Here is a 14333-nt window from a genome sequence, read left to right as displayed (position 1 = left end):
GCAAGGGCATTTCAACAAGGAGTTAATTTGTCGTACTCACGCCTTGATAAGCTCAAAGACAGAGCCAAAAAAACTTTAAAGCGTACCTTAGATAGCCATATCACCCTGGCGGTTACAGGATTGTCAGGCAGTGGAAAAACAGCCTTTATCACAGCTTTAGTGCACCAGCTATCAGAGCAAGCGAGCGAACAAAACATGCCTTTTTTTCGTGTTGTTCGCGAGGGGCGCCACATAGCCACACAACCGGTGCCACAAAAAGCGCTAAATATCCCGACTTTTGCGTATCGTCAAGCGATGGCTGCGTTGAATCAGCAACCGCCGGCCTGGCCAGAGTCAACGCAACGTATTAATACTTTGCGCCTCGCCATGCGCTACCGTCCCAAGCAGGGGTTACGAGCACAATTTGGTGATAGCGCCACACTAACCATTGATCTTATTGATTACCCAGGTGAGTGGCTAATGGATTTACCCATGTTGAACATGGATTATCCCACTTGGTGTGAACGTCAGTTAACGATGCTCAACAAGGCCGCGAGAGCAGAGCATGCACAGGACTTTATGACTGCACTGCATGAGTTTGACGCCAGTGCAGAGGTCGATGAAATACGCTTAAAGGAGCTCAGTGAGTTATACAAGCAAGCCTTAGTTAATATCAAGGCTCATGCCCACGCTGCTAACTTGCAACCGGGGCGGATGTTGATCCCCGGGGAGTTAGAGGGAGCGCCGCTTTTGTCTTTTTTTCCTTGCCATGCGCCAAAGCAGGGTGAGCAACATACTCAATATCAGCAGCTTGAGGCACGCTTTGAAGCCTATAAAGCACAAGTCGTTAAGCCCTTTTATAAAGACTATTTTTGCCATTTTGACCGTCAAGTGGTGCTTGTGGACTTATTGCGAGCGCTAAAGCTGGGTCCGGACATATTCGATGAGCAAGCTGAGGCAATTACAGAGTTACTGTCTTTTTTTGATTACGGCAAGAGCAATGTGCTTCGCCGACTGTTCAGTCCTAACATTGATAAGCTGCTGTTTATCGCCAATAAGGCAGACCAAGTCGGGGCTAATTACCATCAAGATTTGGCGCTGCTGTTGCACGATATTGTCAAAGAAAAAGCCAATAGCTTGACCTTTTCTGGGGTTGAAGTTGACACCATGGCGATGGCCGCTGTGTGTGCAACACAAGGCAAGCAGGTGGTGGAAAAAGGACAAAGTTTGCATTGCGTCTATGGTAAACCGCTGCATGAGTCGCAGTGGCTCACCTATTTGCCACCGCAGCCACCGCGACACCGTCTGACTGCACAGCAATGGCCACAGCAGGGATTTGACTATATCGATTTTGCCCCTTGGCCGCACAGCGACGGACGCTTGCGACATATGCGTATGGATCATGCGCTGGAATTTTTATTGGGGGATAAGCTGACATGAGTGAGCCAGTTAATTTAGCCGGAGCGCGGCGTTTTGAGGACCAGTCGCAGCAGCAATCTGCATCTCAGTTGGAGCCCGCTAAAGTGGTTGCTCGTAATGACGTGCCGCAAGAGGAGGATGATTTCGACTTGGCGCAGGGAAGCGAGCTGGAATCAACACTGGATGAGGAATTGGGGCGCCAGCGTGGTAAACGCTCGCTATTGAAAAGGTTGTTTGCTTGGCTGTTGTTAACCCTCATTATCGTTGAAACCGTGCTCAGTATTGTTGCGAGCTTTCAAGCCTCTGTATGGCTTGGCGCGTTATATAGCAGTGTTATTGGGCTGGCGGTGTTGCTCATTGGCCGGTTGCTATGGCGTGAGCTGGTCAATTTGAAGCGCCTCAAAGTTAATCACCATCATCAACAACAAGCTCAACGGTTGTTGGCGAGTGAACAAATCGGCCAAGCACTGCCTTGGCTGGAGAGCGTTAACCGTATTCAAAACCATGCCGACTTTGCACAATTTAAAGGGCAAATTGCCGAGCATCTAAGTGACCGCGAAGTGATGGAGTTGTACCGCGACACCTTACTGGTGCGCCAAGATGAACAGGCTAAGCAGATTATTAATCGCTACGCCGTTGAATCGGCGGTGCTAGTCAGTGTCAGCCCATTAGCGGTAGTGGATATGCTTGCGGTGTTATGGCGCGGACTGAAACTGGTCGATACCCTTGCTGATAATTATGGCTTGGCACTGGGCTACATGAGTCGTGTTCGGCTTTATCGCAGTTTGGTTAAGCAAATGCTCTTTGTCGGTTCTACCGAGTTGCTTGCCGATCTAGCCGCCACGGCGTTTGGCACCAAGTTATTGAGTGTATTATCGACTCGTGCTGCCCAAGGCCTCAGCGCCGGAGTGTTGACTGCACGCATTGGCTATAAGGCGATGGAGCTGTGTCGACCATTACCGAAGCTGGAAGCCAAGCCATCTTTATTGCGAGCGACAGCAAAACGCTTAGCAGCCCGATTGACGCGCTTAGATAAGCGTGAAAACGAGCCCACGACAGAGAACGTCAACAAAGATTGACGAAAACACCGAGATGGTACAGCAAGCTAGCCATCCAAGCGGCTAGCTTGCTTGTTTTATAGCCAGAACTGCCACTATGTTAGAAAGAAAAACGGTGGCATTATGAAAAATATTCAACCTTCAGACAAAACGCAATGTATCCATCCCCAGGGTGAGCGTCGCGATCCTCATCGCGCTTTAGCGGCCCCTTTATACCAAACCTCAACCTTTGTGTTTGACGACGCAGCGCAAGGTGCAGCCCGCTTTGCTGGTGAAGAGGCCGGGTATATTTATTCGCGTCTCGGCAACCCCACAGTGCGCGAGCTAGAGCAGAAGCTGGCAGCGCTTGAACAGACCGAAGATGCGGCGGCCTGCGCCACTGGTATGGGTGCGGTTTCAGCAGCAGTCATGAGCTTTCTTAGCGCAGGCGATCACCTGATAGCATCAACAACAGTCTATGGCTGCACTTATGCACTGTTTAGCCACTTACTTGCTCGCTTTGGCGTCGAAGTCACTTTTGTTGATTGCAACGATATACAGGCTGTTAAGCAAGCTCTGCGTCCGAATACTAAAATGTTATTTGTAGAGACACCTGCCAATCCAAACATTGATGTTTACGACTTACAGCAGTTGTGCGATGTGGCAAAAAGTCACCAGTTGATCAGCGTTGTTGATAACACCTTCTTGACGCCTATTTTGCAAAAACCCGCGCACTTTGGTGCAGATTTGATTGTGCACAGCGCGACGAAGTATCTCAATGGTCATGGTGATGTCGTCGCAGGTCTGGTGTGTGGCAGTAATGAGCATATTCAGTGTATTAAATCGACGGTACTCAAAGATATTGGTGCCACCATGAGCCCATTTGACGCCTGGTTAATATTACGAGGCATGAAAACCTTAGCGGTGCGTATGCAGGCCCATTGTCAAAGTGCTCATCAGGTGGCGGAATTTCTACATCAGCATCAAAGCGTTGAGCGCGTTTATTTCCCGGGGCTCAAGAACGATCCAGGACATCGGCTTATGGGCTCGCAGATGCAAGATGCCGGCGGCGTGATTGCTTTTGAACTTAAAGCGTCTTTAGCACAAACAGAGCAGTTTATTAATAGCTTGCAGTTGTGCACATTGGCGGTCAGTTTAGGGGATACAGAAACCCTTATTCAGCATCCGGCTTCAATGACTCACTCCACTTATGAACCGGAACAGCGTCGAGCCGCAGGAATTAGCGATGGCTTGGTCCGCATTTCCATAGGTTTAGAAGATGTTAATGAGATTATTGCAGATCTAAGCCAAGGGTTAGCAAAGCTTTAATAAATTTAGTAATAAATACTTTACACCCTTTTGCTTTGTAGCTCACTAAAAGCAAGGGTGTAATTTTTAAGGTGTATAAGTGTATTTTTAGGTTTACGTTTTCAGCGGTTTGCGCAGAACGTATAACAGCACCAAGTATTACAAACAGATGTACTTTTCCTTAGTATCTGGTTAACACACACAGAGTCATTTGCGTCGTGCGTTTGCAGTGCAAACAAAAGCAAATGGGACAAGGTAAGGTAGTTATGGCTAAATCAAGTAAATACGTTTCTCGAACGCCGGATGAGAATGGCGTTATTCATTGGAGCGATGAAGAAAACCAAACCTGGGCCGAGTTGGTCGAGCGCCAGTTGTCATGCATTGAAGGGCGCGCTTGCGATGAGTATATCGAAGGCCTGAAAAAAATTAACTTGCCCACCGATCGTATTCCGCAGCTTAGCGAGCTGAATGAAGTACTCGAGCGCGAAACGGGTTGGCAGGTAGCGCCGGTCCCTGCGTTGATTGATTTTGACGAGTTTTTTCGTTTATTAGCGAACAAACAATTTCCTGTCGCCACGTTTATCCGCACTCGCGAGGAATTCGATTACTTACAAGAGCCGGATATTTTCCACGAGATCTTTGGCCATTGCGCTATGCTCACAAACCCGGATTTCGCTGAATTTACCCACAAGTATGGTCAGCTAGGCTATGCAGCAGACAAAAAAGACCGTGTCTACTTAGCGCGTTTATACTGGTTTACCGTTGAGTTTGGTTTGATGCAAACTAAAGACGGTCTTCGTATTTATGGCGGTGGTATTTTATCAAGCCCAGGCGAGACCAATTACGTGTACTCCGATGAGCCCGAAATCAACCCAATAAATGTGTTGGATGTGCTGCGTACCCCTTACCGCATTGATATCATGCAGCCCGTGTACTACACCATTAACTCTATCCATGATTTATTTGAAATCTCGCAAATGGATTTAATGTCGATGGTAGCCAAGGCCAAAGAGCTTGGTTTGTTTGAACCTAAGTTTCCCCCTAAAGAGAAAAAAGCAAGTTAAGGAATTAGCAATGTCTGAATTAAGCGCACAAAAATGTGAAGCGTGTCGTGCCGATGCGCCCAAAGTATCAGATGAAGAGTTGGCCGAGTTAATTAAAGATATCCCAGATTGGGTGCCTGAAGTTCGTGACGGTATCATGCAATTAGAGCGCGTTTTTAAGTTTAAAAACTTTAAACAAGCGTTAGCCTTTACCAATGCGGTAGGCGATATGGCAGAAGACGAAGGGCATCACCCAGGTCTTTTAACCGAGTGGGGTAAAGTGACAGTGACTTGGTGGTCTCACTCAATTAAAGGCTTGCATAAGAACGACTTTATCTGCGCGGCTAAAACCGACAAAGTGTTCGCATCGCTTTAAGCAATTGAGCTTTGCTTAAAAGGTCACCACACAAGGTGGCCTTTTTTATTGGCGGCTTCATTGTTGAGCACAACTTGCTATAATGCAGCGCTTGTCAGAACAAAAAATGAAATAACTATGAGTGCTGCTGATCTTCAATACATCAAGCAATCTATTGCCACAGTGCCGGATTATCCTAAGCCAGGCATCCAATTTCGCGATGTGACCACCTTGTTGGCCGATCCTAAGGCCCTTAAACTGACCATTGATAGCATGGTGAGCAAGTATAAAGACCAAGGCTTTACCAAAATCATTGGCACAGAGTCTCGCGGCTTTATCTTTGGCGCCCCTTTGGCTTATGTACTGGGCATTCCTTTTATTCCTGTGCGTAAGCCGGGCAAACTGCCGCGTGAGGTCATTGCACAAAGCTACAAGTTAGAATATGGTGAAGATATTCTTGAATTGCACAAAGATGCCATCGAACCCGGCGATAAAGTACTGCTCGTTGACGACTTACTCGCTACGGGCGGCACCATAGAAGCGACCGCCAAGCTGGTGGCCAAATTAGGCGGCCACGCCAGCGACGCAGCATTTGTGGTTTCTCTGCCCGCTCTAGGTGGTGAACAGCGAGTGCGTGAGCAAGGTATCGATGTGTTCAAATTAGTTGAATTTGAAGGCGATTAAACATGAGCTATCAGGTTCTTGCCCGTAAGTGGCGACCGCAAACCTTTCATCAACTCGTGGGTCAAGACCATGTCAAACAAGCATTGGTTAATGCCTTAAACGAGCAGCGTTTGCACCACGCTTACTTGTTCACCGGCACTCGCGGTGTGGGCAAGACCACTATAGCCCGTATTTTTGCCAAAAGCCTGAACTGTGAGCAGGGTATCTCGGCACAGCCATGTGGTCAGTGTAGTACTTGTCTAGATATTGAAGCCGGTAAATACATTGACCTTATTGAGATCGATGCGGCATCGCGGACCAAGGTTGAAGACACCCGAGAGATTCTAGATAACGTGCAATATGCCCCGACTCGCGGGCAGTTCAAGGTTTACCTCATTGATGAAGTGCACATGCTTTCCAAGCACAGCTTTAATGCGCTGTTAAAAACATTGGAAGAGCCACCTGAGCACGTTAAGTTTCTGCTAGCGACGACCGATCCGCAAAAATTGCCTGTAACCATTTTATCTCGTTGCTTACAGTTCAATTTAAGTGCGCTGTCGGTGCAACAGATCAGTACTCAGTTAGCGCATGTGCTCAGCCAAGAGCAACTCGATTTTGAACAGCCTGCCTTAGCGGTGTTGGCTAAGGCTGCCGATGGCAGTATGCGAGATGCACTGAGTTTAACCGATCAGGCCATTGCGCAAACCAATGGACAGTTGCACGAGGGGCCGATTAAAGACATGCTCGGGCTGATGGATGTGCGCTATGCCCAGCAATTGCTTAGTGCGGTATTGCTCGGTGATGGCGATGAGCTGATCCAGCAAATTCGCAATTTAGCACAACACAACCCGAATTATATTGCCGTACTTGATGACCTGTTGAATCTTACACACAGTGTGCAATTAACTCAGCTAGTGCCCAGTGCAGCGCTACTAAACGACCGTGACAGTGATTATATTACTGAGGTAGCAAATACTGCTGATACGCAACATATCCACTTGATTTATCAATTGTTGTTAGCGGGTAAGCGGGACCTACAATGGGCTAGCTCTGCGCAAGTGGGTTTTGAGATGTTAATGCTACGCCTGCTCGCTTTTGAACCACAGTATGGCACTGCGACCACATCGACGGCTCAACAGACGCCGTCTCGTGGTGATAATGAAGAAAAAACTGCGAACCTGCGGGCAATGCTAGCGCGTAACAAGGCTGGGCTAGAAAATACTGCTCAGCCTCAGCCTCAGCCTCAGCCTCAGCCTCAGCCTCAGCCTCAGGAGCCACGCGTGGCGGCGCAGCAAAGTACTTCTGCCTCTGAACCGCAACGCGCAGAACCCGCCATGGGCACCGAACCTGCGCCAGCGCAATCCGTTGCAAATGGTGGCGATAATCAGGGGACAAACGCAGCAAATTCCCAATATGAAGCTGACTCTCAAGATGATCAGCATCATGAAGCGATGGCCGCGCAGCAGTTTGAACAAGTGATGCAGCAGGCGCATGAACAAGGTTATCAACCCCACGCAGAGAATGCACAAACAGCAATGACCATTGAGCAGGGCGCAGAAGTAGCCGCCAATGCAGGTGCTGAGCAAGGCCCCGCACCCGCTTCACCAGCGCAGCAGTTAGACCAACTGCAAGATGAGGCGCAGTCTGCCATTGCGCGTATCTTAAAAAACCGCAAATTGGGAACGGCGAGCAGGCCCGTGCAAGAGGATGATAGTGCAAAAAAGGCCGAGGCCCGAACTAAACGGGCCACCGCCGTAAGCACTGCGAGCCAAGAAACGGCTAATGCCGTTCCACCCGAAAAAACCAAAGCGCAGCGGCAACAATCGCCAGCACAGCGGTTAATGGATAAACACCAGCCTGATCCGCAAAAATTGGCTCCTGAGCTAGTGGAGCAACTAGAAGCGCCGGCTACACCGCGCAAAGAGTCGCAGCAAGAGCAAGTCGCTATCGCCGCACCTGAAGGTTTTGAAAGCAGTGTAAGTGATGTCAAATTTGCGCACCAACAGGATGACTGGGCACATATTATTGAGTCTATGGGTCTCGGTGGGCGTATTAGGCAGTTTGCTTTGCATAGTCGCTATCAAAAACAGGGCACAGAGCTGACGTTGCATGTAGAGCAAAGCCAGCGTCATCTAGACAGCAGTGCGTTACGTGAGCGCTTACAACAAGGGTTAGCTGAGCACTTTAAAGAACCATTGAACGTGCAGATTGAATTTGTCGATGAATTGCAACAAACGCCGTTTTTAATTCAGCAAAACATTGATGGCCAGCGCTACCAACAGGCGGTTGCTGCAGTGAAAGCAGATGAACACGTGCAGCAGCTGATGACGCAATTTTCAGCAATCTTGGACGAAAACTCGGTTCAAGCATTGTAATTTATGGCTGTTGGCCTTATCTTTGCCAGCAGAGCGATTTTTAACGAGAGAGAGCACTATGTTTAAAGGCGGAATGGGCAATATGATGAAGCAGGCGCAGCAAATGCAAGAGCGCATGCAAAAGGCCCAAGAAGAAATTGCCAATTTAGAAGTGACCGGTGAAGCCGGTGCGGGCTTAGTCAAAGTGACCATGTTAGGTAGCCACAATGTACGCCGCGTGGAAATCGATGAAAGCCTAATGGAAGATGACAAAGACATGATTGAAGACTTGCTTGCAGCCGCGTGCAATGACGCTGTACGTCGCGTAGCGGACGAAAGTCAAAAACGTATGTCTGAGGTAACCGGTGGGATGAACTTACCCCCAGGCATGAAAATGCCGTTCTAAATCTGCATCTAGATTTATGTGTTTGGCCCCGCTTTATAGCGGGGTTTTTTATTTCTTTAAGATAGCAAACACAGAGGCTCTTGAGGACTGCTACACTCAACAACAAAGGAAGAGGGAGCCGCTGTCATGAATGATATATTGGTGGTCGAAGATCAGGAGTTTGATTTTCGTATTATTAAAGCCATATTGGAAGAAAAGCACCACTCACTGACTCACGCTACATCTGCTGAACGCGCGTTGGTTGAGATTCATCGCCATTTACCGGCACTTATTCTGATGGACATAGAAATGCCCGGCATGAATGGGTTAGAGCTCTGCCAGCAGCTTAAGCAGGATGAGTACAGCGCCCATGTGCCTATCATTTTTATTAGCTCATACTCTGATCGCCAACATATTGATGATGCCTTTGCCGCCGGTGGCGTTGACTACATTGTTAAGCCCTTTAATAAAACCGAAGTACAACAACGGGTCAGCACTTACCTTATGCTGATAGAGGCAACGCATCGACAACAACAAATAAGCACGCTCAAAGATATTCTGTTGATGACCTCAGGGCTGGCACATGAACTCAATACGCCGCTCGGAAATTGTCTAACAGCGAGCGGGTCGCTAGAGATGCAGAGTCAAACACTGCATCAAGCACTGAATAAAAAATCCCTAACCGCCAAAGCGTTAGATTCTGGCTTGCAGAAAATCGACCATGCCAACACCTTGCTGATGCGCAATTTGCTGAAAACCAGTGAAATGGTGGGTGAGTTTCAAACTATGTTTAATGACTACAGCACCCCAGACGGTGAAGCGGTGAATATTCATGATATGGCGTTAATGTTATTCGAGCCCTTCACTTACCAAAGTTACCCCTTCCGGCTTTCGTTTGATGTGCAAGGGCAGCTACATATGGATCACGGCAGCAATACCATACAGCGGGTTCTGTTGGAGTTAATGGCTAATAGCTGCAAACATGCTCAGTTAGAGCCGGGTGACAATTTAGAGGTCGTGCTCAAGCTTGAGCAAAGGGGGCAATATGCGCAACTTATCTATGAAGATAACGCAGCGGAATTATCAGCCGAGCAAGCGGCGCAAATATTGTCACCCTTTTATACCACAGCACGAGCTAATGGGGCATTAGGGCTTGGGGGAACCCGTATTGCCCAAGGCATTACCCTGTTGCTTAATGGCTCTATTGAAGTACAGGCGCTGCGTCCGCGTGGTGTGCGTTTTAGTATACAAGTGCCGCTACAGAGTCAATCTGGTTCACCTAATCGGTTGCAAGCGGGAGCGCGCTACTAAAAGCCCTTGAGCCTAAGTGCTGAAGCGCTTTATACTGGGGTTTTAGCGCCAAGGTCAATGTCTGCCTTGTGCTCTTGCCAACGCTTGTGGCTAGGCCACCGGCGTAATCATGACCTCTGTGGTACTTGGGATCCGTTATGCAATTATCTCCAAAATTAACGCAACTTGTTGACGCTTTACGCTGCCTACCAGGCATTGGCCCGAAATCAGCGCAGCGCATCGCTTTTCATTTATTAGAGCGAGACCGAGAAGGGGGGGCGCAATTAGGGCAGGCCTTAAATCAAGCGATGCAAGATATTGGTCACTGCCAAAGCTGTCGTACCTTTACAGAGCAAGATATCTGCGAGTTATGTAGCAATGTAAAGCGCCAAGATTCGGGCTTGTTGTGTATTGTGGAATCACCCAGTGACGTCTTGGCGGTTGAACAAACAGGGCACTATCAAGGCTTGTACTTCGTATTAATGGGTCATCTTTCGCCACTCGATGGTATTGGCCCGAATGAAATTGGCCTAGACGTATTAGAGCAAAAGCTTGCCCAAGGCAGCATCAATGAAGTGATATTAGCGACCAACCCGACAGTTGAAGGCGAAACTACGGCTCATTACATTGCCCAGTTGTGTAAACAGTACAATGTCGGTGCGTCGCGTATCGCCCATGGTGTACCCGTTGGAGGTGAGCTTGACTTAGTCGATGGTATGACATTATCCCATGCCTTCAACGGTCGTAAACAAGTGCAATATGAAAGCTGACTTTTAGAGAAGTCTGTTTAATTACAAAAAAGCGCCGTTAGGCGTTTTTTTTATGCGTACGCTCTTGAATCCGAGATGCAATACCCCATATACAGAGCATATCTGCTTCCCAGACATGCTGGGATTGTTTGCTAACGGAGAGAGAAATGACAGCAACATCAGAAAAAGAAACGCTCGGCTTTCAAACCGAAGTAAAGCAACTGCTTAACTTAATGATCCACTCTTTGTATTCCAACAAAGAGATTTTCCTACGTGAGTTGGTTTCTAATGCGTCAGATGCGGCAGACAAGCTGCGTTTCTTGGCGTTAGAAAATGACAGTTTGTATGAAGGCGATGCCGACTTAAAAGTGCGTATTAGCGCAGACAAAGATAAAAAAACGGTCACCATCAGCGATAACGGCATAGGCATGAACCGTGATGAAGTGGTGAGTGCATTGGGCACGATTGCCAAATCGGGTACCGCTGAGTTTTTCCAAAACCTTACTGGAGATAAAGCTAAAGACTCGCAACTCATTGGTCAATTCGGTGTAGGTTTTTACTCGGCCTTTATCGTTGCCGACGAAGTGACTGTACGCACGCGCAAGGCCGGCGAAAGCCAGGCTGTTGAATGGCAGTCAAAAGGCGAGGGTGAGTACACACTCGCGAATATCGACAAGCCGAGTCGAGGCACTGAGATTATCTTACATCTGCGCGATGATGAAACAGAGTTCCTTGATGAATTCCGCCTACGCGGTATCGTGACTAAATACTCAGACCATATTTCGATCCCAGTGGAAATGTATCGCGAGCCAGTGCCTGAATCTGAAGGCCCTGACGGTGAGAAAATTGAAGCTAAGCCCGGTGAGTGGGAAGCTATTAACAAAGCTGAAGCTTTATGGACACGTGATAAATCTGAAATCAGCGATGAAGAATATCAAGAATTCTACAAGCATGTAGGCCACGATTGGGAAGAGCCACTGACATGGGCGCACAATAAAGTAGAAGGTAAGACTGAATACACTAGCCTGCTTTATATTCCTAAGCGTGCACCGTTTGATTTGTATAATCGCGACCGCCAAAACGGCTTAAAACTGTATGTGCAACGCGTCTTTATCATGGATGACGCAGAGCAATTTATGCCTGGCTACTTACGCTTTGTAAAAGGTTTGCTTGATTCCAATGATTTACCATTGAACGTGTCTCGTGAAATTTTACAAGACAACAAAGTGACCCAGGCGATCCGCAAAGGCTGTACCTCGCGGGTATTAAAAATGCTTGACCGCATGGGCAAAAACAAGCCTGAGCAGTACCAGACTTTCTGGAATGAGTTTGGTGGGGTGATTAAAGAAGGCCCAGCTGAGGATATGGCTAACAAAGAAGCCATTGCCAAGCTGCTGCGCTTTGCATCAACACACAGCGATGAAGCAACTCAAAATGTATCACTAGAGCAATACATTGAGCGCATGGATGAAGGTCAAGATAAGATTTACTACGTTGTGGCTGATAGCTTTGAAGCGGCGAAAAACTCACCGCATTTGGAGATTTTCCGTAAAAAAGGCATCGAAGTATTACTGCTGAGCGATCGTGTTGACGAGTGGATGATGAGCCACCTTACTGAGTTCCAGGAAAAGCAGTTCCAGTCGATTACTCGTGGCGATCTTGACTTAGGTGACTTGGACGACGAAGAAAGTAAAAAAGCGCAAGAAGAGTCGGAGAAGGAAGTAGCAGGACTTTTAGAGCGCATCAAAGAGGTGCTTAGCGATAAAGTTAAAGAAGTGCGCTTTACCCATCGCTTAACTGACTCGCCAGCCTGTGTTGTTGCCGATGAGAACGACATGAGCTCGCAAATGATCAAGTTGATGGAATCAGTTGGGCAGCAAGCGCCGGAAACCAAGCCGGTGTTCGAGCTTAACCCTGAGCACCAACTTGTGAAACATTTAAATGATGAGCAAGACGAAGATAAGTTCAAGCAGTGGTCAGAAGTATTGCTTGACCAAGCACTATTGGCTGAGCGCGGCAGCTTAAAAGACCCAGCTGGCTTTGTTAGTCGACTGAATAAGCTCATGCTTGATTTAAACAAGTAAACAGTTCCCAACCGAAAGGCCCGAGCAATAGCTCGGGTTTTTTTATTGATAAATTTATAAAAAACGGGAGGTTAGGGGTTTTCAAGCGAGTTAAAAAAACATAGAATAACGTCGTGTTTGGGGGCTATAGCTCAGCTGGGAGAGCGCTTGCATGGCATGCAAGAGGTCGGCGGTTCGATCCCGCCTAGCTCCACCAATCACTTCTTTTACCTACCAGTACATTGATCCCCTTTATTTTTAGTCGCGAATATCTGATCTTACAGTTTAGATGAGCAGGTTGAGACTTCATCTGACTGGCAGCTATGAGCGAAGAATAGACGTTCTCTAGCTAGCCTTGGCAGTGCCATCCTAATGCCAGCAAGAATGTTGCTCCAGCCAATACGTTTCTTTCAAAGCTTGCCATCTACAAAGACTTCATAGCAATCAGTTTGGTTTGCTTTAAACAACTCCAACTTATGCGTTATAGCTTCACCACTACAGAAATCTGTAATTTCAATCACCCTACGTAGCTCGGGAATATGCTGAACTGCAGTATCACTTTGTTCGCATTGTGCCGAGGCGACGTTTACTTTATTGTATGATTTACAGTGATTTTTTAAGTCTTATTAGTGTGTCTATATACTCAGTCTCCTACCTTACAAGGAAGTGTATCGTGCAAGCTCTCGCTAATAAGTTGTTATGTTTCAAAAGGACACGTGAACTTATGCTCACTATAGAAACATTGGTAGAAGCAATGGCCCTACACAGGGCTATTACACAAGCAAAATTTGCAGAATTAGACCCCATTGATAGTGCTATCCCGTTCAGTGAACCGCTATCAAATATTGCGAGAAGAAATCTCGATTCGATAATCGCATATCACCATGACCACAATGAAAATATGGAAGCGGGCTTGTGGACAAAATCACGCCAATTGAAATCTGAATGGAAGGGTTTTCAATATATTAAACAGCGAATTGAGGCTACTAGTTCTTGGGCTAACTACAATGAAGATGAAAAAATTAAACTAATTGAAATTCTATACTCCCCGTTTGTTCCATCGGAATCTCAAATAAAAGAATTTCTTCGCATTGGCAATGAAACATAACAAACAAATTAAGTCGTGCGCCGAGGCGCACTGGGACACAAACACGCGGGCGGCTTCGCCATTTTCGCCCACGCGTTTGCGCCCCTTATTTGGGCGTTAGTTTTCAAAAGTTGAGCTATGTGGAATCAAACTGATAATGGAGAAACCATTGGAACAATAGGTTCTGAAAGTGGTGAAATAATTAAGGACGAGGAGCATTCCAAAGGTGCTCGCCTAACTTTGGAAAAAGGTGGTGATATTGCACCATACTCAATAACAAGTGGAGTGTACGGGTGCTTCTTTCATACAACTTATTTATCAACCCTAGAAGAGGGAGTAAATGAGTTGTATGCAATGAAAGCTGAAATATCAGAGTTCTTTGATACTGAAACAACAAGTGATGAAGAACATGATTGGATTATGGCGTTTGTTGGTAGGCATTGAAAACTAACAAGTGCCTAAACCAAGGGACGCAAAACAGCAGGCTTGCGCTCCTTCTTCGCTAATTTTAGCCTGCTATTTCGCGCCGATTAGGCAAGCGTCAGGCAAGCGTTAGGCAACGGTCATGCTTGATCTCACGAGCACTAATTTTAGACTCAGG

Annotated in this window: 13 protein-coding genes and 1 tRNA gene; all 14 read left to right on the top strand. The window is 47.2% G+C overall.

Annotated features, from left to right (window positions below; translation table 11 throughout):
* The first annotated feature begins 27 nt into the window (after positions 1-27).
* The 14 genes from W04_RS17260 (at position 28) to W04_RS17195 (ending at position 14176) form a co-directional block, all read left to right on the top strand.
* Entirely contained in the window at positions 28-1419 is a 1392-nt protein-coding gene (locus W04_RS17260) for a YcjX family protein (RefSeq protein ID WP_053911735.1), read from the top strand.
* Positions 1416-2477: a TIGR01620 family protein gene (locus W04_RS17255; RefSeq protein WP_053911734.1), complete on the top strand. Its 1062-nt coding sequence runs from the start codon at positions 1416-1418 to the stop codon at positions 2475-2477. Before W04_RS17260 ends, W04_RS17255 begins: the two co-directional genes overlap by 4 nt.
* A 102-nt stretch (positions 2478-2579) precedes the next feature.
* Positions 2580-3764: a methionine gamma-lyase gene (gene megL / locus W04_RS17250; protein WP_053911733.1), complete on the top strand. Its 1185-nt coding sequence runs from the start codon at positions 2580-2582 to the stop codon at positions 3762-3764.
* A gap of 245 nt (positions 3765-4009) precedes the next feature.
* Positions 4010-4807 (top strand): phenylalanine 4-monooxygenase, encoded by a 798-nt coding sequence (gene phhA / locus W04_RS17245; RefSeq protein ID WP_053911753.1) that lies wholly within the window; start codon positions 4010-4012, stop codon positions 4805-4807.
* Positions 4808-4817: 10 nt separating this feature from the next.
* Positions 4818-5162, top strand: a complete 345-nt coding sequence (locus W04_RS17240) for a 4a-hydroxytetrahydrobiopterin dehydratase (RefSeq protein ID WP_053911732.1) — start codon at positions 4818-4820, stop codon at positions 5160-5162.
* Positions 5163-5279: 117 nt separating this feature from the next.
* Positions 5280-5825, top strand: a complete 546-nt coding sequence (gene apt, locus W04_RS17235; protein ID WP_053911731.1) for an adenine phosphoribosyltransferase — start codon at positions 5280-5282, stop codon at positions 5823-5825.
* A 2-nt stretch (positions 5826-5827) separates the two neighbouring features.
* Positions 5828-8179 carry a DNA polymerase III subunit gamma/tau gene (dnaX, locus tag W04_RS17230; RefSeq protein WP_053911730.1) on the top strand — a complete coding sequence of 784 codons (2352 nt, stop codon included), beginning with the start codon at positions 5828-5830 and terminating at the stop codon, positions 8177-8179.
* Positions 8180-8237: 58 nt separating this feature from the next.
* The gene (locus W04_RS17225) at positions 8238-8564 is read left to right on the top strand and encodes a YbaB/EbfC family nucleoid-associated protein (protein ID WP_022944023.1); all 327 of its coding nucleotides are present in this window, start codon (positions 8238-8240) and stop codon (positions 8562-8564) included.
* A gap of 126 nt (positions 8565-8690) precedes the next feature.
* A complete protein-coding gene (locus tag W04_RS17220; RefSeq protein ID WP_053911729.1) occupies positions 8691-9854 on the top strand; it encodes a hybrid sensor histidine kinase/response regulator in 1164 nt (387 codons plus the stop codon).
* Between the two features lie 137 nt (positions 9855-9991).
* A complete protein-coding gene (recR, locus tag W04_RS17215; protein WP_053911728.1) occupies positions 9992-10603 on the top strand; it encodes a recombination mediator RecR in 612 nt (203 codons plus the stop codon).
* Positions 10604-10749: 146 nt separating this feature from the next.
* On the top strand, positions 10750-12666 hold the full coding sequence (gene htpG / locus W04_RS17210; protein ID WP_053911727.1) for a molecular chaperone HtpG: 1917 nt from the start codon (positions 10750-10752) through the stop codon (positions 12664-12666).
* A 120-nt stretch (positions 12667-12786) separates the two neighbouring features.
* Positions 12787-12862, top strand: a tRNA-Ala gene (locus tag W04_RS17205).
* 456 nt (positions 12863-13318) lie between these two features.
* Positions 13319-13753: a hypothetical protein gene (locus W04_RS17200; RefSeq protein ID WP_053911726.1), complete on the top strand. Its 435-nt coding sequence runs from the start codon at positions 13319-13321 to the stop codon at positions 13751-13753.
* 117 nt (positions 13754-13870) lie between these two features.
* The gene (locus tag W04_RS17195) at positions 13871-14176 is read left to right on the top strand and encodes a hypothetical protein (protein ID WP_053911725.1); all 306 of its coding nucleotides are present in this window, start codon (positions 13871-13873) and stop codon (positions 14174-14176) included.
* Positions 14177-14333 lie beyond the last annotated feature (157 nt).

The organism is Pseudoalteromonas sp. SW0106-04 (assembly GCF_001293805.1).
Lineage (GTDB): Bacteria > Pseudomonadota > Gammaproteobacteria > Enterobacterales > Alteromonadaceae > Pseudoalteromonas > Pseudoalteromonas ruthenica.
The sequence above is the reverse complement of the archived record's forward strand: the minus strand, read 5'-3'. Positions and strand labels throughout refer to the sequence as shown.